At 45.2% G+C, this 19,686-nt stretch carries 15 protein-coding genes and 1 pseudogene; 10 read left to right on the top strand and 6 right to left on the bottom strand.

Going from position 1 to position 19,686, the window contains the following annotated elements; all coding sequences use genetic code 11:
- The 4 genes and pseudogenes from LGZ99_RS14275 to LGZ99_RS14290 all read left to right on the top strand — a co-directional run.
- Positions 1 to 211, top strand: a pseudogene (locus LGZ99_RS14275) (VRR-NUC domain-containing protein); the annotation flags it as partial.
- A 15-nt stretch (positions 212 to 226) separates the two neighbouring features.
- A complete protein-coding gene (locus LGZ99_RS14280; protein WP_046973618.1) occupies positions 227 to 1,372 on the top strand; it encodes a DUF3396 domain-containing protein in 1,146 nt (381 codons plus the stop codon).
- 36 nt (positions 1,373 to 1,408) lie between these two features.
- Positions 1,409 to 2,554 (top strand): DUF3396 domain-containing protein, encoded by a 1,146-nt coding sequence (locus tag LGZ99_RS14285; RefSeq protein WP_262979242.1) that lies wholly within the window; start codon positions 1,409 to 1,411, stop codon positions 2,552 to 2,554.
- A 3-nt stretch (positions 2,555 to 2,557) separates the two neighbouring features.
- Positions 2,558 to 2,830, top strand: a complete 273-nt coding sequence (locus LGZ99_RS14290; RefSeq protein ID WP_046975334.1) for a PAAR domain-containing protein — start codon at positions 2,558 to 2,560, stop codon at positions 2,828 to 2,830.
- Between the two features lie 1,468 nt (positions 2,831 to 4,298).
- Here the strand turns inward: LGZ99_RS14290 and hldE are convergent.
- From hldE to LGZ99_RS14305, 3 genes are all read right to left on the bottom strand, one after another.
- Positions 4,299 to 5,723 carry a bifunctional D-glycero-beta-D-manno-heptose-7-phosphate kinase/D-glycero-beta-D-manno-heptose 1-phosphate adenylyltransferase HldE gene (gene hldE, locus LGZ99_RS14295; protein WP_262979243.1) on the bottom strand — a complete coding sequence of 475 codons (1,425 nt, stop codon included), beginning with the start codon at positions 5,721 to 5,723 and terminating at the stop codon, positions 4,299 to 4,301.
- An 84-nt stretch (positions 5,724 to 5,807) separates the two neighbouring features.
- Entirely contained in the window at positions 5,808 to 8,651 is a 2,844-nt protein-coding gene (gene glnE / locus LGZ99_RS14300; RefSeq protein WP_262979244.1) for a bifunctional [glutamate--ammonia ligase]-adenylyl-L-tyrosine phosphorylase/[glutamate--ammonia-ligase] adenylyltransferase, read from the bottom strand.
- 16 nt (positions 8,652 to 8,667) lie between these two features.
- Complete coding sequence (locus tag LGZ99_RS14305) at positions 8,668 to 9,618, bottom strand: CYTH domain-containing protein (RefSeq protein WP_262979245.1); 951 nt, start codon at positions 9,616 to 9,618, stop codon at positions 8,668 to 8,670.
- A gap of 213 nt (positions 9,619 to 9,831) precedes the next feature.
- Here LGZ99_RS14305 and LGZ99_RS14310 point away from each other — a divergent pair, with 213 nt between their 5' ends.
- Both LGZ99_RS14310 and LGZ99_RS14315 read left to right on the top strand, forming a co-directional pair.
- On the top strand, positions 9,832 to 10,452 hold the full coding sequence (locus LGZ99_RS14310) for a TIGR04211 family SH3 domain-containing protein (RefSeq protein WP_023044430.1): 621 nt from the start codon (positions 9,832 to 9,834) through the stop codon (positions 10,450 to 10,452).
- A gap of 15 nt (positions 10,453 to 10,467) precedes the next feature.
- Entirely contained in the window at positions 10,468 to 11,694 is a 1,227-nt protein-coding gene (locus LGZ99_RS14315; RefSeq protein ID WP_262979246.1) for a multifunctional CCA addition/repair protein, read from the top strand.
- A 76-nt stretch (positions 11,695 to 11,770) separates the two neighbouring features.
- On the opposite strand, the gene bacA is transcribed toward LGZ99_RS14315, so the two are convergent.
- A complete protein-coding gene (bacA, locus tag LGZ99_RS14320) occupies positions 11,771 to 12,589 on the bottom strand; it encodes an undecaprenyl-diphosphate phosphatase (protein ID WP_036840346.1) in 819 nt (272 codons plus the stop codon).
- Between the two features lie 178 nt (positions 12,590 to 12,767).
- On the bottom strand, positions 12,768 to 13,118 hold the full coding sequence (gene folB / locus LGZ99_RS14325; protein WP_036840345.1) for a bifunctional dihydroneopterin aldolase/7,8-dihydroneopterin epimerase: 351 nt from the start codon (positions 13,116 to 13,118) through the stop codon (positions 12,768 to 12,770).
- 106 nt (positions 13,119 to 13,224) lie between these two features.
- Between folB and plsY the strand changes: the two genes are divergently transcribed.
- Complete coding sequence (plsY, locus tag LGZ99_RS14330) at positions 13,225 to 13,881, top strand: glycerol-3-phosphate 1-O-acyltransferase PlsY (protein WP_023044427.1); 657 nt, start codon at positions 13,225 to 13,227, stop codon at positions 13,879 to 13,881.
- Positions 13,882 to 13,951: 70 nt separating this feature from the next.
- Here the strand turns inward: plsY and tsaD are convergent, their stop codons facing one another.
- Positions 13,952 to 14,965 carry a tRNA (adenosine(37)-N6)-threonylcarbamoyltransferase complex transferase subunit TsaD gene (gene tsaD, locus LGZ99_RS14335; protein WP_021323603.1) on the bottom strand — a complete coding sequence of 338 codons (1,014 nt, stop codon included), beginning with the start codon at positions 14,963 to 14,965 and terminating at the stop codon, positions 13,952 to 13,954.
- Positions 14,966 to 15,271: 306 nt separating this feature from the next.
- On the opposite strand from tsaD, the gene rpsU reads away from it, so the two are divergent.
- The 3 genes from rpsU (at position 15,272) to rpoD (ending at position 19,375) form a co-directional block, all read left to right on the top strand.
- The gene (gene rpsU / locus LGZ99_RS14340; RefSeq protein ID WP_001144069.1) at positions 15,272 to 15,487 is read left to right on the top strand and encodes a 30S ribosomal protein S21; all 216 of its coding nucleotides are present in this window, start codon (positions 15,272 to 15,274) and stop codon (positions 15,485 to 15,487) included.
- A gap of 121 nt (positions 15,488 to 15,608) precedes the next feature.
- A complete protein-coding gene (gene dnaG / locus LGZ99_RS14345; protein WP_036840343.1) occupies positions 15,609 to 17,354 on the top strand; it encodes a DNA primase in 1,746 nt (581 codons plus the stop codon).
- 170 nt (positions 17,355 to 17,524) lie between these two features.
- The gene (gene rpoD, locus LGZ99_RS14350) at positions 17,525 to 19,375 is read left to right on the top strand and encodes an RNA polymerase sigma factor RpoD (protein ID WP_023044425.1); all 1,851 of its coding nucleotides are present in this window, start codon (positions 17,525 to 17,527) and stop codon (positions 19,373 to 19,375) included.
- The last annotated feature ends 311 nt before the right edge of the window (positions 19,376 to 19,686 follow it).

A 19,686-nucleotide genomic window follows, 5' to 3' on the forward strand; every position in this document is an offset into this window, starting at 1 on the left:
GATGCAAATATTGAAAGAAGTGGGGGAAGGCATGCTGGAAGTGGTGGTGATTGTTGCCGAAGTTGCCGTTGTTATCCTCGTCACCCTTGCCGTCGCTGCCGCGCTGATTGCACTGGTGGAAATTTTAGCTGCCGCAGCAGCAGTCAGCGCCGCAGCATTAGCGGCTGTCCTGGCAATATTGGCGAGTGTGACATTCGCCACCGCCTCATAATGAAAGGAGAGAAATATGGAGACTTTGGATTATTTTTCCCAGTTGAGATCACAACTGGCCGCGTTTACCTTCCTCAATGGCGATGGGCTGACTGTTTCCCGTCTGGGTATCTCAATTACCCTGTTTTTTAAACAGGGTTACACGCAGGAGAAAAAGCAACGCATTCTGACCTGCTATCGCCGCTTCCGTGAAGAATTTGGTACTCACCTGCGTTTTCACCGTCATGAGCTGAAAGGGCTTAAAAAATATTCACCGGAAAATATTACCAAAGTGGAAGAAGGAATCCTTAATCAGAAAAAAAACCAATTTTCTGGCTGGGATGTTAGTGACGCCAAAAATCTCTATGAAGCTCCCCGCTATCTGATGCATTACCTGGATTCCAATGAAGCTGATGGTGACGATGACAGCTCCTACCTGAGTCTGGTGCTGCCCTGGGATTATCTAAAGGAACAAGAGGGCATGGCTCGCTTTATGGACTGGCTGAATTTTCTGTGTGAACAGCTTGAGCCTGACAGTGGGGATTGTGGTTACTGTCTGGTCTTACCCAACGACTTCTACGATTACTTTCCTTTAGAGTACCAACTAGCGCAACGTTACCCTGCATTACAAGTTAATTCTGCGGTACATACAGCCAAATTACAGTATGAACATTCCATCCGGGGCATTAATTGGATCACCCTGCTATCCAAACGCTTTGTAAGACGACTGGGTGGGGAAATTTGGATACGTAAAACGCTGGCACGCTACCCGGATGTGGCGATTAGCCCTTACCGAAATGGTCTGATGATCCGGGCTGGTCAATACCCGGATCTAACACCACTACCGGGCAGTGTCCCGGCGAGTTATTTTGCCATTAACCAGCTGATACGCCCGATACGGGTGATCCCCCGTGAAGGCCATTCTCTGCATTTTTATGGTGAAGGACATTTTAATTCAACTTCCACACTGGCCTGGTATGCCCGCTATGACCGGGGTCCGCTGCATGTGACCCCTCTGAGAGGTGACCATCCCGCACTGGTCAGCGGAATTTGGCGAACCGATAGTCTGCCGGGCAAGCAGTACTTCTTTGCTCAGGGGGCGATAGCTTTTGATGTTGAAGGTGCAGAAACGGGCACAACGGTCTGGCATCTGATACGGGAAGCAGCAAATATGTGGGAATAACAGATTATCCACTGCCTCATCATGAACGGAGAGAATATGGAAACTTCGGATTATTTTTCCCGGCTAAAATCACAACTGGCCGATTTTACTTTTACCAATGGCGAGGGGCTGACTGTTTCTCGTCTGGGTATCTCGATTACCCTGTTTTTTAAACAGGGCTACACCCAGGAGAAAAAACAGCATATTCTGGCCTGTTATCGCCGTTTTCGCGAAGAGTTCGGTGCTCATCTGCGTTTTCACCGTCATGAGCTGAAAGGGCTAAAAAAATATTCACCGGAAAATATTACCAAAGTGGAAGAAGGCATTCTTAATCAGAAAAAAAACCAACCTTGTGGTTGGGTGGTCAGTGATGCTAAAAATGAAGATGAGGCACCTCATTACCTGATGCGTTATCTGGATTCCGATGAAGCTAATGGTGATAACAGTAGTTCATACCTCAGTCTAGTGTTGCCTTGGGATTATCTAAAGGAACAAGAGGGCATGGCTCGCTTTATGGACTGGCTGAATTTTCTGTGTGAACAGCTTGAGCCTGACAGTGGGGATTGTGGTTACTGTCTGGTCTTACCCAACGACTTCTACGATTACTTTCCTTTAGAGTACCAACTAGCGCAACGTTACTCTGCATTACAAGTTAATTCTGCGGTGCATACAGCCAAATTACAGTATGAACATTCCGTCCGTGGCGTTAACTGGATCACCCTGCTATCCAAACGCTTTGTCAACCGTCTAGGTGGGGAAATTTGGATACGTAAAACGCTGGCACGCTACCCGGATGTGGTGATTAGTCCCTACCGGGATGGTCTGATTATCCGGGCCGGTCAATACCCGGACTTGACACCACTGCCGGGCAGCGTGCCGGAGAGTTATTTTGCCATTAACCAGCTGATACGTCCGATACGGGTGATCCCCCGTGAAGGCCATTCATTGCACTTCTATGGTGAAGGTCATTTTAATTCAACTTCCACCCTGGCCTGGTATGCCCGCTATGACCGTGGACCTCTGCACGTGACCCCGTTGAAGGGAAGCCATCCGGCTCTTGTCAGCGGATTCTGGCGAACCGACAGCATCCCTGACAAACAGTATTTCTTTGCGCAGGGCGCGATGGCTTTTGATATTCAGGGCGCGGAACCGGGCACAACAATCTGGCATTTAATACGAGAAGCGGAAAATATAACGGAGTAAATAATGCGAAGTGTAGTAGAAAGAAAAAAAATTATCCTTAAAGGTGATACCACAACAACCGGAGGAAATGTTCTCAATGGCTCCGGTTTGGTAAACCAACAACTGGAGGTTGCCCGTAAAGGTGATTCGGTATTTTGTCCCGCCTGTAAACAAACCGGCGCTATTGCGGAAGGCTCCAACTTATTCAATATCCAGGGAATACCTGTTGCATTGGAGGGACACCTTGTTAAGTGTGGTTGCCAGACCGGAGCTTGTCGATTAAAGGTACGGTCATAAATATCAAACTCCAGGGCCATTAATTGAAATACCCACAAAACTAAGGCAGGTTTTAAACTGTTATTAACATTCATTTTTTTAACCGATAATGTTAATCGGTATAAAGTTTTAACCGTTTTTCTACCCCTTTTAAAGCCTGCTTTTTATTAAGTTTAATCATCATCGGCTTATCATGTTTTACGTTTAACAAATACTCATCATATCCACTTTTTATCTTTACTGACGCTGTTTTACCCGTAGTTTTAATAAGTCATCCCCCTTTATTTTTTCTTCATAAATCAGCAAATAAATAACCTGATGATATAAAAACACCCCTTTCTGTTTTTCCGATAATCACCGCCTGTTTCAGGACTTAAATCCTGCCAGATTAACCGTTTTATCCCTTTTTTATTGCATTATTTTTAGGGTTTTATTCATAAAGTAACCGGCGAAAAAGCACTTAAATACCCGTCTATTCGGATAATATTCTTTTACGCACGGATTTCTTTTCAACTCTCTTTTAATAGTTAATGCTTTTCTATTAAATGTAATTAACACTCCTTTTGAAAGGTTGTATTTATTGAGTTAAATACGCCTTTTATATAGAAGCTTTAATGTTTATTTATCCACGTTTTAAAATTATCATGGCAGATTAAATAAATGTAAAATAAACGGGGAATAGCATTGATGATAAATGAATTAAACACGGCAGGATAAATAGAGTGAAATCCTACTCTGAGTTTTATCATGAACAGGGTTTAAACTGTTATTAAAAATTACTGTTTTAACTTATGATTTTAATCAGCATAGCGTTTTAACGTCTGCTTTTATTAAGTTTAATCATCATCAACTATCGTGTTTTACCTTTTTTCATCACCGTCATATCGTTTACGATAAAGTTTACTGACAATCCTGAACGGTTTTCATCTGCCTCCCCTTTATTTTATCTTCATAAATCAGCAAATAAATAACCTGATGATATAAAAACACCTCTTTCTGTTTTTCCGATAATCACCTCCTGTTTCAGGACTTAAATCCTGCCAGATTAACCGTTTTATCCCTTTTTTATTGCATTATTTTTAGGGTTTTATTCATAAAATAATCGGCGAAAAAGCACTTAAATACCCGTCTATTCGGATAATATTCTTTTACGTGTGGATTCCTTTTCAGCTCTCTTTTAACAGTTAATAATTTTTCGATTAAATGTCATTAAATCCCCCGCTAAGAAGTTGTATTTATTCAGTTAAATCCGCCCTTGATATAAAAGTGAAAAACTTTAATACTTCTTTATTTTCACTTTCAAATGATTATAGCAGGTTAGGTAAATGTAAAATAAATGAATTAAACACGGCAGGGTAAACAAAATGGAATCCCCCCACAGCCCTGCTCACAAAATCATGCCGCTGGAGTGTCGATAGTTCTTCACTCCAATCGGCATCCCCCTGCCAGTACCTTATTTCCCAGCAAGCTCTGTTTTATAAAGCATTATTCACTGCTTTTTAATCGCTTTAATGATATTGGTTGTTGAAATACCATCTTCAAAGTTCAGCACTTTGACTTCACCACCAGCAGCCCAAACTTCTTCACTACCGGCAATCTCTCCAGGCTTATAGTCTCCACCTTTCACCAATACATCCGGCAGAATATCCGTAATCAAACGGCGTGGCGTATCTTCTTCAAACGGAACAACCCAATCCACAGCACCCAACGCAGATAGCACTATCATTCGTTGTTCCAGTGGATTGACAGGACGGGTTTCACCTTTCAACCGTTTAGTTGATGCATCACTGTTAACGGCGACAATCAATCGATCACCCAATTTTCGAGCACTCTCCAGATAAGAGACATGACCAGCATGTAAAATGTCGAAACAACCATTGGTCATCACAATCTTTTCGCCACGCTGGCGAGCATGAGCTACTGCCTGTTTAAGCTGAAATTCACTCATAACACCGAAACCGGTTTCAGCACGGCCACGAATAGCATTCTCCAGTTCAACCGGCGAAACCGTTGAAGTTCCCAATTTGCCAACCACAACACCCGCGGCGGCGTTCGCCAGGAAACAGGCTTCATTCAGTGGCTTTCCAGCCGCAATCGCCGTTGCCAGCACACCAATCACCGTATCGCCGGCACCAGTAACATCAAACACTTCCTGCGCCAATGTCGGCAAATGCAGGGGTGGATGATCAACACTCAGCAAACTCATTCCCTGTTCAGAACGGGTGACCAGTAATGCCTGAAGATCCAAGTCCTTAACCAGTTTAGTGCCCTTCTCAACCAGTTCGTCATTATCTTTACAGTGGCCGACCACCGCTTCAAATTCAGACAAATTCGGCGTTAGCAAAGTTGCGCCACGATAACGCTCAAAATCACTCCCTTTCGGATCGATTAACACCGGCACGTCAGCATCGTTTGCCAGTTTGATCATCTGCTGAACCTGACTCAACGCGCCTTTGGCGTAGTCAGATAAAATCAATGCACCGATATGAGGTAACGCCTGTTCAATGCGCTCAAGTATCGGTTGCTCATCAACGTTATCGAAACCTTCTTCAAAATCCAGGCGGATTAACTGCTGGTTACGGGAAAGTACCCGCAGTTTGGTAATTGTCGGATGAGTCGGCACAGCAACAAAATCACAGCGCACGTTAACACTACTCAGTTTTTCATCCAGTGCACGCGCCGCGTCATCAACCCCTGTCAAACCAACCAAATGTGAATTCGCCCCAAGAGCAGCAATATTCATAGCAACGTTGGCCGCCCCTCCCGGACGTTCTTCAATGGTATTTACTTTGACGACAGGCACCGGGGCTTCCGGTGAAATCCGGCTGGTTGGTCCATACCAATAGCGGTCTAACATAACATCACCGACAACTAAAACCTCTGCACGGTGAAAATCCGGGAGTGTCACTTTCATTCCTTACTCCAAATATCAGATATCAACTGGGGCCAAATATTACCATAAGCCAGTAAAATCCATGCACCAAACCGCTATAACCCGTTATTGTTCACCCAACCACTGTTGCCAGCTATGACCTATCCGCTCCTGCTGCTTTTGGAAACAATTGGCGGATACCCGGCTGGAAAGCTCCTGTAACGCCAGATGATGTAATTCATCACGCATGGAAATATAAGCCTGAGTCAATGCAGCAGCTTCACCTTCATCCATAATTCCATAAGCCGCCATTAACTCAAAAATCCGTACATTATCCGACCAGCGCGTCAGGCGCTCATTTTCAGGGGCGTAACGCAGTACCAAATACTGAGCAATAAATTCGATATCCGTGATCCCGCCCGGATCAGCTTTAATATCAAATTGATCTGAATGAACGCTGCCTAAATGTTTATGCATCTTCTCCCGCATTTCCCGGACTTGCTGACGTAATAAAGCCGGTTCTCGGCCCGTGCATAACGTCTGGTGGCGTATCCGTTCAAAATCCTGATGCAAATTTTCATCGCCAAATACCATACGGGCGCGTACTAATGCCTGATGTTCCCAAGTCCACGCTTCATTCCGCTGATAATCAGCAAACGCTCCGATGGTACTGACTAACATTCCTGATTCACCCGAAGGTCGCAGGCGGACATCTACGTCATACAACACACCAGAGGAAGTTCGGGCACTGAACAGGTGCATAATGCGTTGGGCAAGACGCAAATAAAATTGCCGGGCATCAATCGACCGATCACCATCAGTCATTACATCCATCGGGCAATCCAACAGGAAAACCAAGTCAAGATCGGAGCCATAACCCAGTTCCCATCCCCCCAGTTTGCCATAGCCAATTACAGCAAATCCCAACCCTTGCCGCTGATTCAGATGTGATGGAACACCATAGCGTTTTGCCATTTGTCCCCACGCCTGTTGAACCACCGCCTCAATAATTGCCTCTGCCAAATAAGTGAGGTGATCACTCACTTTCATCACCGGCAACACCCCAGTGATATCCTCCGCCGCAATCCGCAGTAATTGCGCCTGTTTAAACTGGCGAAGAGCCTCCAGTTGCTGCTCTTCATCATCTTCAGGTATTCGCAACAAATATTGCCGCAGTTCATCTTTATAGGCATTCAGCGGCAGGGGTCTATACAGAAATTGGGGATCAAGCAGCTCATCCAGCAACAAGGGGTGACGGGCAAGTTGAGTGGCAATCATCGGTGAAGCCGCACACAGCCGGATAACGTGTGTCAGTACGGCTTCTGATTCCAACATCAGTTCCAGATAAGTTGTGCGGCTGACAATGCTCAACAACAGCGGAATAACCCGTTCCAGCACCGTATTGGTATCTTGTCGCAAGCAGACTTTTGCCAACAAACGTGGCATTAGATGATCAAGTACATCACGTCCGCGAGGGCCAATGGTTCTTTTTCCCACATCCTGACGGAATATAGCAATGACGTGTAATATCTGCTGTGCAACCGATTCATGCAGATGCGGAGCCAGTATGATTAACTCTTCTTTTTCGAGATTTTCCAGCCATAAACTCTTAAATGGTACATGACCCGCTTCTTCTTCATTGTTATCACTGTTATCACCAATTAATTGCGTGAAAATAACCCGAACAGCGCTCATCTTGCTGTTCAATGCAATCATCAACTTATCCCAACGTTCAAACCCCATTCCCCACGTTAACCGTGAACGGTTCAGTTCATCTTCCGGCAACGTCTGAGTTTGCTGATCGTCAATTGACTGTAAAAGATTTTCCAGCCGCCGCAAAAAGAGGTAACTGTCAGCAAGTTGTTCTACCTGTGATGACGGCAAAAGTTCCAGTTTTTCTATTACTTGAAGTGTGGGTAACAGAGCCTGAGATTGCAGACACAATTCACGCCCACCACGAATAAGCTGGAATACTTGAGTGATAAATTCAATTTCACGGATACCACCCGCACCCAGTTTGATATTGTCTTGCAAACCACGACGACGAACTTCACGTTCAATCATCCCTTTCATGTTTCTCAGGGACTGAATCACACTGAAATCAATATAACGGCGGAAAATAAACGGCCTTAACATCCGGCGTAATTCTTCGCAATACGATTCGCTGTCAGCGCCCATAATTCGCGCTTTAACCATCGCATAACGCTCCCAATCACGCCCCTGTTCCTGATAATAATCCTCCAATGCGGCAAAACTGAATACCAGTGGACCACTGTCACCAAATGGGCGCAAACGCATATCAACCCGATAAACAAAACCATCCACCGTTTGCTGATCGAGCACTTTGATAAGACGCTGCCCCAGACGGGTAAAAAACTGAGCGTTGTCCATTTCACGGCGGCCACCGCGGGTAATCCCGTTTTCAGGATAGGCAAAAATTAGATCAATATCGGAAGAGAAATTCAGCTCGCCGCCACCCAGTTTCCCCATGCCCAGAATTAACAGGGGTTGTGGTTCGTCCTGGTCATTGCAAGGAGTGCCCCAATCCTGACAACAACGCGGATACAACCAGTCGCGAGCGGCAATAATCAGCGTTTCAGCCAACATACTGAGCTGTTGCAACGTCTCCTGAGTCGTACTGCTGTGCAGCGACTGTGACCAGGCAATTCTGACCAGAATTTTGTTACGGAACTGACGTAAAACCCGCATCAGGGTATTTTCATCCTCTGCTGATGAAAGTCCCTGTTGCAGCCATTCAGCGTATTGATGCCACTCCCGCGCTTGCGGTGGGTTCTGGCGGATTTCGGCTAACCATTCAGGGTGAATTCTAAGGTTTTCAGCAACAAAATCACTCAGTGACAACACAATCTGTTCATGAGGAGCAAAAGCGTCAACACACAAAGCCTGTTCCTGAAAATACTTAGTCACACTCGATAACTGAGCCAAAAGAGGGGTTGAAAGTGGCAACATAGAGAATTCCTGTTATTCAAGCAGAGAGATTGACTAACCACATAGTCAGCGCCAACTTACATTGCAAATAGCCCGAGCTGTAACACAGCGTTTCAGCCGTTGTTTCCGCTGCTGATAATTTCTGGTTGATCGCCGCTAATTGATCATCCAACTGTTCCGGCCTGCCTGCCGGTTCATTGCAATATTCAAGCGCCCGCTGAACTAAAGTAAGTACTTGCTGCAAACCATCCCGACTTTCTGACAAGCCAGTCAGCCAGCGCTCTTCCTGCTCTTGCCAATGGGCCAATATTGACGAAAGTACAGCAGGCAATGACTGCTGCCTATCAATTTCTACCGAAACTTGAGGCAAAATCGTGTTTGGCTTTCCCTGGGCTAACTGATAACCACGGGCAGCTTTACTTTTATTTCCCTGTCGCAAACCCTCTGACTTTGCCAACTCAGCGGCCAACGCTAATACATCCGCAGTAGTTCCTTGTTTCAGTTCCAATTCAAATTCACAAATGGGTTCTTTGCGGCCTGCCGCGATGATTTCTCCCTGATCGAGCACAACTTCAATCTCACTTTGCCCGTAAGTAACCACCCACTTCTCCCGCATAAAGTCAGTACTGAATAACGCATTTAAACGGGATTGCAACGCTTTCACATCACAGTTTTCAGGCCAGATATGAGGAGGAAACAGTGTCAACGCCAGTTCCGGCTTTAACAATGGCACATTATATTCCGGGCGCTGATGCAACCCGCCGATCACTTCCCCGGCTGTTTTGATTGTCATCTCATACTGGTCGTCAAAACCACGGATACGCAATCCCATATCAAGACCGCGCAGTTGGTTATCCGCCGTTTCAAAATAGATATTGGTCAACTTTTGCGGCGCAAAGTAGTGATGAGGAAATAACAATAATTGCTGACGAATTACAGGAATAGCCAGCGGTCTGGCAATAAGTTTTAATTCAATTTCTACACTCATTATCTGCACCATTGGTGGCAATTTTTGGTTATTATCTTACCCTGATTTCACTTTTTTCTACGACCGCATGAAAAAATTAAACAAACAACCAGTAAGCCCCGTATTCGACCCGTTAAGATAGTTCCTATTTTGGTTTACTGTTTGCTCTAGCAAACTTAACTCTTTACTATCAAATTCTAAACTCACCATAGATAAAGAATAGTTGAAATCACAATGCGAAAATTACCTTTACTTCTTACGGCGCTATTGAGCCTAAGCTTTTCGCTTACTACCCACGCGGAAGAAAAGCGCTATGTATCTGATGAGTTATCTACCTACACACACGCTGGACCGGGTAACAAATATCGTATCGCCGGCACACTGAATGCCGGTGATGAAGTCACATTGATAAGCATCAACCGGGACAGTAATTACGCTGAGGTGAAGGATGATAAAGGCCGTGTTGTCTGGCTACCCGTTAACCAGCTCAGTGATAAACCGAGCTTGCGCACCCGCCTCCCAGAGATGGAGCAGGAAATCAAAATACTGACGGATAAGTTAGCCAATATAGACAATAGCTGGAATCAGCGCACTGCTGACATGCAACAAAACGTTTCAAACAGCGGTGACATTATTGCAGGGCTGAAAAAAGAAAATGAACATTTGAAAAATAAACTGATTGTGGCAGAGAAAAAACTTGATGCTGCGAATCTGCAACTTGATGACAAACAACGCAATATCATTCTGCAATGGTTTATGTACGGCGGTGGTGTTGCAGGTGCGGGTTTAATTTTAGGGCTGTTACTGCCACGTATGGTTCCGCGTCGCAAGCGTAATGACCGTTGGATGAGTTGATTAAGGAATATTCAAGTGAGAATCTATCTGGTTGGCGGTGCAGTACGTGACCGCCTGCTAAATTTTCCTGTAAAAGAACGGGATTGGGTTGTTGTTGGTGGAACACCGGAAGAGCTATTGTCTCAGGGATATCAGCAAGTTGGCAGAGATTTCCCGGTGTTCCTGCATCCCAAAAACCATGAAGAGTACGCACTGGCGCGCACTGAGAGAAAATCCGGCTTGGGGTATACGGGTTTTACCTGTTACGCCGCGCCGGATGTCACACTGGAAGATGATTTGCTGCGCCGTGATCTGACCATTAACGCCATTGCTCAAACATCCGAAGGCGAACTTGTCGATCCTTACCGTGGGGTTGATGATTTAAGTAATCGTATTTTGCGCCATGTTTCCGACGCTTTCTCTGAAGATCCACTGAGGGTATTACGGGTAGCCCGTTTTGCCGCCCGTTTCGCCCATTTGGGATTTACCATCGCCCCAGAAACATTAATGTTAATGTCAAAAATGGCAACTAACGGAGAGTTATCAGCACTCACACCGGAGCGTGTCTGGAAAGAGACAGAAAAAGCCCTTTCCACTCATTCACCGCAGGTTTTTTTTCAGGTTTTACGTGATTGTGGTGCATTAGCGGTACTGTTTCCTGAAATTGATAATCTGTTTGGCGTTCCCGCACCGGCAAAGTGGCATCCTGAGGTTGATACCGGTATTCATACGTTGATGGTGCTGAAAGTTGCCGCGGAGCTGACAGATGAAGTAGATAGCCGCTTTGCAGCTCTGTGCCATGATCTTGGCAAAGGACTGACACCGCCAGAACAGTGGCCTCATCATTATGGGCATGGTCCAGCAGGCGTAAAGTTAGTCGATCAATTGTGCCAACGTCTGCGTGTACCTAATTCTGCTCGTGATCTGGCAAAACTGGTCGCTCAATATCATGACTTAGTGCATACCGTCGATCAATTGCGGCCAAAAACATTGCTTAAGTTGTTTGATTCTGTTGATGCATGGCGTAAACCTCAGCGAATAGATCAGTTGATTATCACCAGTGAAGCAGATGCGCGGGGTCGTACCGGTTTTGAAGATATCCCCTATCCACAAAGTCATTATCTGCGACAGGCATTTAAGGTTGCCAGCCAGGTCCAGGTGAAAAGTATTGTAGACAGCGGCTTGCGTGGCGCGGATATTGGTGAAGAGCTACGACGCCAGCGTCAGCAGGCATTGGCTGAATGGAAGCAACAACAGGATTAATATTGTTGTCTGAAAGATCAAATACGCTGTACATCCCCTGATATCTAAACTAAATCGATATCAGGGGAATCATTCACTACATAAATACCCAGTAAACAGCGGCGGCGATAATAAAGCGGTAGATAGCAAATGGGATGAAAGACATACGCTTAATCAATGCCAGGAAGGTTTTAATTGCGATCAATGCGACAATAAATGCAGTAATAAAACCGACAGCAAACATTGGAATATCAGAAGCAGTCAAAAAATGCAGGCTCTTATATAAATCCAGCCCGCTCGCCCCCATCATCATCGGTACAGCCAGAATAAACGAGAACTCTGATGCGGTATAACGGTTAACCCCCATCAGCATTCCACCAGAAATTGTCGCTCCTGAACGGGAGAATCCCGGCCACAATGCCAGACACTGGAAGCAACCAATCATAAAAGCCTGGCGATAAGTAATATCATCCAGCCCCTCTGCTCTCGGTGTCTTAGGTTTCAGAATTTCTGCGGTAATCAGTAACACGCCGCCAATAATCAAGGCGTACATAACACTCTGTGGGTTAAACAGCGATTTAATCGTATCGTGGAACAGCAATCCAAGCGTCACCGCAGGTAACATTGCCAAAAGAATGTGGCTCAGTTTCAGCTTGCCGTTGGTTTTACCTTCGTGAGGAACTTCACCAAAGTGAAGACCAATTAACCCAAACAAACGACGCCAAAATACCACTACCACAGCAAGAATCGATCCAAGCTGGATAATAACTTCGAATGTTTCAGCTTTATCGCCGGTAAATCCCAGCAAATGACCCACGATGATCATATGACCAGTAGAGGAAACAGGAAGAAACTCAGTCAGCCCTTCAACAACACCAAGAATAAATGCATGAAACAAGGTAGAAAGGTCAGTCATATAGAGAGATCGCACCCCATTAAACAAATCTCCAAAACAGGTAGCACAGATGAATCCGGCTACCATTTTTCCATTGCCATTAATCAATTGACATAATTATCACGCCTGGCAATGATGAATGCCAGCCTATGCAATAATAATGACAATAATATGACAACTGAATTCACTGCTGATCGGATTATTTTTTTCTCTCAATAATAACACCGACCTGACGAGCCTGCGCCACCGCCCCCGGCTTACTGACTTTTATCCGTACCCACGGCGAATTAAAGCAGTTTAATAGCAGATCGGCCACCTCTTCAGCCACTCTTTCAACCAGAGCAAAATTCTGATTTTCTACGTGGTTGATAATCGCTTCGCTAACTTTAGCGTAATCCAGGCAATGCTCGACATTATCGCTGGAAGATGCGCGTTTATTATCCCATCCCATTTCGATATCGAACACTAACTTCTGTTTAATGGTCTGTTCCCAGTCGTAAACACCAATGGTGGTGATGACAGCTAATTCCTCAATAAATACGATATCCATCACGTCACTTTCCTGTTTTTCAACTTGCCGGATACCACTTCCGACTAAATATGCGTATTATCCATGACTAGGCTAAGAAAACGACCATTATTATTGGAGAGACATTATGAGTGCTATCGCGCTTGGTATGATTATCTTCGCGTATCTTTGCGGTTCAATCTCCAGCGCAATACTTATCTGTCGTCTGGCTGGACTGCCGGATCCCCGCCAGCATGGCTCAGGTAACCCAGGAGCGACAAATGTATTACGGATTGGTGGCCGCAGTACTGCGGCAATAGTACTGATTTGTGATGTTCTGAAAGGCATGGTCCCAGTCTGGCTGGCTTATCAGCTTAGTGTTCCCCCCCTCTATCTGGGAATTACGGCAATAGCGGCTTGTCTCGGCCATATTTATCCGATCTTTTTCCATTTTAAAGGCGGTAAGGGAGTCGCAACTGCTTTTGGTGCCATTGCCGCAATTGGCTGGGATCTGATGGGTTTGATGACAGGTACCTGGCTGTTGACAGTATTACTGAGTGGTTATTCCTCTCTAGGCGCAATTGTCAGCGCCTTGATAGCACCTTTCTATGTCTGGTGGTTTAAACCTGAATTTACTTTTCCGGTTGCCATGCTCTGCTGTCTGGTACTGCTCCGTCACCATGATAATATCCAGCGCCTGTGGCGCGGCCAGGAAAGTCGTATCTGGAACAAACTCAAAAAGAAAAAAGAGATGACTGAAGAAGAAAAAATTCAGGCAGAGAAAGAGCAAGGAAAAGAAGATTAACAACATTGCCAAATAAAAAACCAGCTACTGATTGAGTGACTGGTTTTTTATTTTCACTATGTATGAAGATTTATAATGCAGGTAATTCAGACAGTGGCCAGCGGGCTTTAACCGTCACACCAAGAGCGTCACTTACTCCGCCTTTCAGGCGGATCATACCGGCAAGCGCAATCATAGCGCCGTTATCTGTACAAAATTCAGGACGCGCGTAAAATACTTTGCCGCCCAATTTTGCCATGACCTCTTTCATTCTGGTACGCAACGTGAGGTTGGCGCTGACACCACCGGCCATTACCAGCCGCTTGAACCCGGTCTGTTCAAGCGCCCTTTTACATTTAATCGCTAATGTATCAACAACCGCATCTTCAAAAGCGCGGGCAATATCCGCTCTGGTCTGCTCATCATCACTGTTGCTGCGAATCGTATTAGACGCAAAAGTTTTCAGTCCCGAGAAACTGAAATCCAGCCCAGGGCGATCTGTCATCGGACGAGGAAACACAAAACGCCCAGTTTCTCCTTTCTGAGCCATATTGGAGAGCAGCGGACCTCCCGGATAATCCAGACCCAGTAATTTAGCTGTTTTATCAAATGCTTCACCCGCGGCATCATCTATCGATTCACCAAGCAGCTCATATTCACCAATGCCGGTTACGCTAATAAGCTGAGTGTGACCACCGGACACAAGCAAAGCCACAAACGGGAATTCAGGACTATTATCTTCCAACATCGGAGCCAATAAATGCCCTTCCATATGATGGACAGGAATCGCAGGAACATCCCAGGCAAATGCCAGAGAACGGCCAATAGTCGCCCCCACCAATAATGCGCCAACCAGACCAGGACCCGCGGTATAAGCCACTGCATCAATATCTTTACGGGTTAATCCTGCCTCTTTCAACGCAGCCTGAATCAAGGGAACGGTTTTGCGGATATGGTCACGTGAAGCCAGTTCAGGCACAACACCGCCGTAATCAGCATGCAATTTAATCTGACTGTATAATTGATTTGCTAATAAACCGGCTTGATCGTCATAAATTGCGATTCCGGTTTCATCGCAAGACGTTTCTATACCTAAAACTCGCATTACACTACCTATATTCCACAGAAGAGAGCCAGTTTATCATTAATAAGATAATTTGCGCGGTTTACATGCTGACTATTTTTACTGTTTAGTCTATAATCAGCACCCTACGTAAAATCCCTGTGTGGTTATCTTCAATATTACAGAACTGACTGGCAAATTTCGCTGTAAGTCACCATTGTAATGTTGTTGTTTCAATTTGCTGCGGCGCTTTACAAAGCCGTGTTCATTGAAGTAAAATTCCGCACCATTTTAAGATGGCTGGCATCCCACGCCAGCAAGACCGATTTCTATTGAGGTGAGAGGCACATGCCGGTAATTAAAGTACGTGAAAACGAGCCATTCGACGTAGCACTGCGTCGCTTTAAGCGTTCCTGCGAAAAAGCAGGTGTGTTAGCAGAAGTTCGCCGTCGTGAATTCTATGAAAAACCAACGACTGAACGTAAACGCGCTAAAGCTTCTGCTGTAAAACGTCACGCTAAAAAGTTGGCTCGTGAAAACGCACGCCGCACTCGTCTGTACTAATCCTTGCGGTTGACCCGCATAGTGATTGAATTTGCAGACAACAGTAGTTGCAGATAAAGGCCGTGCTTTCCGAAAGGGAGCGCGGCTTATTGTCGTTCATCAACAGGCGTAAAAAGGGCTTATGGCTGGACGAATTCCGCGCGCATTTATCAATGATTTATTAGCTCGTACCGATATTATCGACCTGATCGATGTTCGTGTGCCACTGAAAAAACAGGGTAAGAATCACCACGCGTGCTGTCCGTTTCATAATGAAAAGACCCCTTCGTTTACTGTTAATAGCGATAAGCAGTTTTATCATTGCTTTGGTTGTGGCGCTCACGGCAACTCTATCGATTTTCTGATGAATTACGATAGACTTGAGTTTGTCGAATCTATTGAAGAATTGGCCGCGATGCATGGGCTGGAAGTCCCTTATGAAGCAGGTTCCGGCAGCAGTCAGATAGAACGCCACCAAAGACAAAATCTTTATCAACTGATGGATAAGCTCAACAGCTTCTATCAGAACTCATTAAATAGCTCCACTGCACAGCAAGCCCGGCAATACCTGGCTCAGCGTGGACTTAGTGAAGAGATTATCCACCGTTTCTCGATTGGCTTCGCTCCCGTTGGCTGGGATAACGCTTTGAAACGGTTTGCCCGCAGCACGGAAGATCGTCAACAGTTACATGACGCCGGGATGCTGGTGTCAAATGATAATGGCCGTACTTACGACCGTTTCCGTGAACGAGTCATGTTTCCAATCCGTGACCGCCGGGGGCGCGTGATTGCATTTGGTGGACGGGTTCTGGGAGATGCGCTCCCAAAATATCTCAACTCACCAGAAACTGAAATTTTCCACAAAGGTCGCCAGCTATACGGCCTCTATGAAGCGCAACAAAATCACAGTGACCTTTCACGGTTATTAGTGGTTGAAGGTTATATGGATGTGGTGGCTCTGGCACAGTTTGGTATTAATTATGCCGTTGCCTCGTTAGGTACTTCGACGACATCGGAACATATTCAGTTACTTTTCCGTGCTACTGACAACATTATCTGTTGTTATGATGGCGACAGAGCGGGACGTGACGCAGCATGGCGAGCCTTGGAAACAGCTCTGCCTTATCTTAATGATGGTAGGCAGTTACGTTTTATGTTTTTGCCTGATGGTGAAGATCCTGATTCACTAGTTCGTAAAGAAGGCCGTGAAGCATTTGAACAAAGAATGGAACAATCTCACACGTTGTCTGAATTTCTGTTCGAATCGTTACTGCCACAAGTTGACTTGAGTAATCCTGAAGGGAAAACAAAACTCAGTTCACTTTCTGTACCATTGATTAATCAGATCCCGGGAGAAACTCTGCGTCTCTATATGAGGCAAGAACTTGGCAATATGTTAGGTATTCCCGATGCAGTACAGTTGGAACGTTTATTACCGCAGCGGCTGGAAAGTGGGAATAATTATCAGATGCCGCAGCTAAAACCGACAACTATGCGTATACTTATAGGACTGTTGGTACAAAACCCACACTTAGCCGCTTTAGTTCCCCCGCTACAGGGAACTATGCAGGCCAAAATTGCAGGCTTACCATTGTTTATGGAGCTTGTAGAGGTTTGTCTTACTCAGCCAGGGCTGACAACTGGACAGTTGCTAGAACAATATCGTGACAATAAATTTAGTAAACAACTTGAAAAATTAGCTGCATGGAACGATATACAAATAGAAGAAATAGCAGAAAATACATTTCGTGACGCGTTGGATCATCTCGTTGATTCAGCGTTGGAAGAACGTTTAGATATTCTTATCGCCAGAGCAAGAACCGAAGGCCTGACACCGGAAGAGCGCGAAGAAGTTCGCTTGATTAATGAATCCCGTGCCAGAAAGTAAATACTGAATTCACGGCTTAAGTGCCGCATTAGGTAGGGAAACAACCCTACATTTTGCCGCTATAAGTGGGCAGCGGCAATACAACGAAAACGCCCCTAAAAGTTATTGTTGGCAGATTAGTTTCGCCGACCGACACCAACCCAAATACTCTGAAGTGTGGATACCGTCTTATGGAGCAAAACCCGCAGTCACAGCTAAAGCTACTTGTCACCCGTGGTAAGGAGCAGGGCTATCTGACCTATGCTGAGGTCAATGACCATCTGCCGGAAGATATCGTCGATTCCGATCAGATCGAAGATATCATCCAGATGATCAATGACATGGGCATTCAGGTAATGGAAGAAGCACCTGATGCCGATGATCTGATGCTAGCAGAAACCACTAACGACACAGATGAAGACGCTGTGGAAGCTGCTGCGCAAGTCCTGTCTAGCGTTGAATCTGAAATCGGTCGTACCACCGACCCGGTACGTATGTACATGCGTGAAATGGGTACCGTTGAGTTATTGACCCGGGAAGGTGAAATTGACATTGCTAAACGCATTGAAGATGGCATCAATCAGGTACAGTGCTCTGTTGCTGAATACCCTGAAGCAATCACCTATTTACTGGAACAGTATGATCGCGTCGAAGCAGGTGAAGCCCGCCTGTCAGATCTTATTACCGGTTTTGTTGACCCGAACGCAGAAGAAGATCTCGCGCCTACCGCCACTCACGTTGGTTCTGAGCTCCCACAGGAAGAACTTGATGATGATGAAGACGACGAAGATGAAGACAGTGGCGAAGATAGCGATGGTGATGATGACAACAGCATCGATCCGGAATTAGCTCGCCAGAAATTCCAGGAACTGCAAGATCAGTATGAGATCACTCGTCAGGAAATTAAGAAAAATGGCCGCAATCATCCAAATACGGCTGCCGAAATCTTAATGCTCTCAGAAGTTTTCAAACAGTTCCGTCTGGTGCCAAAACAGTTTGATTATCTGGTCAACAACATGCGTTCTATGATGGATCGCGTTCGTCTTCAAGAACGCCAAATCATGAAAATGTGTGTTGAACAGTGCAAAATGCCGAAGAAGAACTTCATCACTCTGTTCTCTGGTAATGAAACCAGTGACATTTGGTTCACCGCGGCAAAAGCAATGAACAAACCGTGGTCTGAAAAATTACTTGAAGTTGAAGAAGAAATACAACGTAGTCTGAACAGACTTCGTCAGATTGAAGAAGAAACCGGTTTAACCATTGAACAGGTGAAAGATATCAACCGTCGGATGTCTATCGGTGAAGCAAAAGCTCGCCGTGCGAAAAAAGAGATGGTTGAAGCCAACTTACGTTTGGTTATTTCAATCGCCAAAAAATATACCAACCGTGGTCTGCAATTCTTGGATCTGATTCAGGAAGGTAATATTGGTCTGATGAAAGCGGTTGATAAATTTGAATATCGTCGTGGTTACAAGTTCTCAACTTACGCTACATGGTGGATACGTCAGGCAATTACACGTTCGATCGCCGACCAGGCTCGTACCATTCGTATTCCCGTTCATATGATTGAGACAATCAACAAACTCAATCGTATTTCCCGCCAGATGTTGCAGGAAATGGGACGTGAACCAACACCGGAAGAACTGGCGGAACGGATGTTAATGCCAGAAGATAAGATCCGTAAGGTACTGAAAATCGCCAAAGAACCTATCTCAATGGAAACCCCGATTGGTGATGATGAAGATTCACATTTGGGTGATTTTATTGAAGATACAACGCTGGAACTGCCGCTGGATTCTGCAACCTCAGAAAGCCTGCGGTCGGCAACCCACGATGTTCTGGCTGGCCTGACCGCCCGTGAGGCCAAAGTACTGCGTATGCGTTTTGGTATCGATATGAATACTGACCATACACTGGAAGAAGTTGGTAAACAGTTCGATGTCACCCGTGAACGTATCCGCCAGATCGAAGCGAAAGCACTGCGTAAACTGCGTCACCCAAGCCGTTCTGAAGTACTACGTAGCTTCCTTGATGAATAATCAACAATTTTAAGTCATGTTAACTGAAAAGCGTCTGCTTCGGCGGACGCTTTTGTTTTTTATCAAAGGAGATGATTAGTATTAATATAATCATATATAAAAATATATTGATCATCGGGATAATAATATGACCCGATAACATCAAAGATCTTATTAAAAATTAATCCAATGATTTATAAAAACGATAAATAAGCCATAAAAACAACCAATATATACCGCTATCCCCTTCTACTACTTAATAAAAACTTAATTTTGTATACAAAGTGATCATGCGAGTTTACAAAGCTAGACCGCGAGCAAAACTGTACGTA

It is taken from the genome of Photorhabdus temperata, assembly GCF_025384845.1.
GTDB lineage: Bacteria > Pseudomonadota > Gammaproteobacteria > Enterobacterales > Enterobacteriaceae > Photorhabdus > Photorhabdus temperata.

Coding starts and splice junctions, on each gene's coding strand:
- LGZ99_RS14280 (WP_046973618.1), top strand. CDS start 227: ATGGAGACTTTGGATTATTTTTCCCAGTTGAGATCACAACTGGCCGCG.
- LGZ99_RS14285 (WP_262979242.1), top strand. CDS start 1,409: ATGGAAACTTCGGATTATTTTTCCCGGCTAAAATCACAACTGGCCGAT.
- LGZ99_RS14290 (WP_046975334.1), top strand. CDS start 2,558: ATGCGAAGTGTAGTAGAAAGAAAAAAAATTATCCTTAAAGGTGATACC.
- hldE (WP_262979243.1), bottom strand. CDS start 5,723: ATGAAAGTGACACTCCCGGATTTTCACCGTGCAGAGGTTTTAGTTGTC.
- glnE (WP_262979244.1), bottom strand. CDS start 8,651: ATGTTGCCACTTTCAACCCCTCTTTTGGCTCAGTTATCGAGTGTGACT.
- LGZ99_RS14305 (WP_262979245.1), bottom strand. CDS start 9,618: ATGAGTGTAGAAATTGAATTAAAACTTATTGCCAGACCGCTGGCTATT.
- LGZ99_RS14310 (WP_023044430.1), top strand. CDS start 9,832: ATGCGAAAATTACCTTTACTTCTTACGGCGCTATTGAGCCTAAGCTTT.
- bacA (WP_036840346.1), bottom strand. CDS start 12,589: ATGACTGACCTTTCTACCTTGTTTCATGCATTTATTCTTGGTGTTGTT.
- folB (WP_036840345.1), bottom strand. CDS start 13,118: ATGGATATCGTATTTATTGAGGAATTAGCTGTCATCACCACCATTGGT.
- plsY (WP_023044427.1), top strand. CDS start 13,225: ATGAGTGCTATCGCGCTTGGTATGATTATCTTCGCGTATCTTTGCGGT.
- tsaD (WP_021323603.1), bottom strand. CDS start 14,965: ATGCGAGTTTTAGGTATAGAAACGTCTTGCGATGAAACCGGAATCGCA.
- rpsU (WP_001144069.1), top strand. CDS start 15,272: ATGCCGGTAATTAAAGTACGTGAAAACGAGCCATTCGACGTAGCACTG.
- dnaG (WP_036840343.1), top strand. CDS start 15,609: ATGGCTGGACGAATTCCGCGCGCATTTATCAATGATTTATTAGCTCGT.
- rpoD (WP_023044425.1), top strand. CDS start 17,525: ATGGAGCAAAACCCGCAGTCACAGCTAAAGCTACTTGTCACCCGTGGT.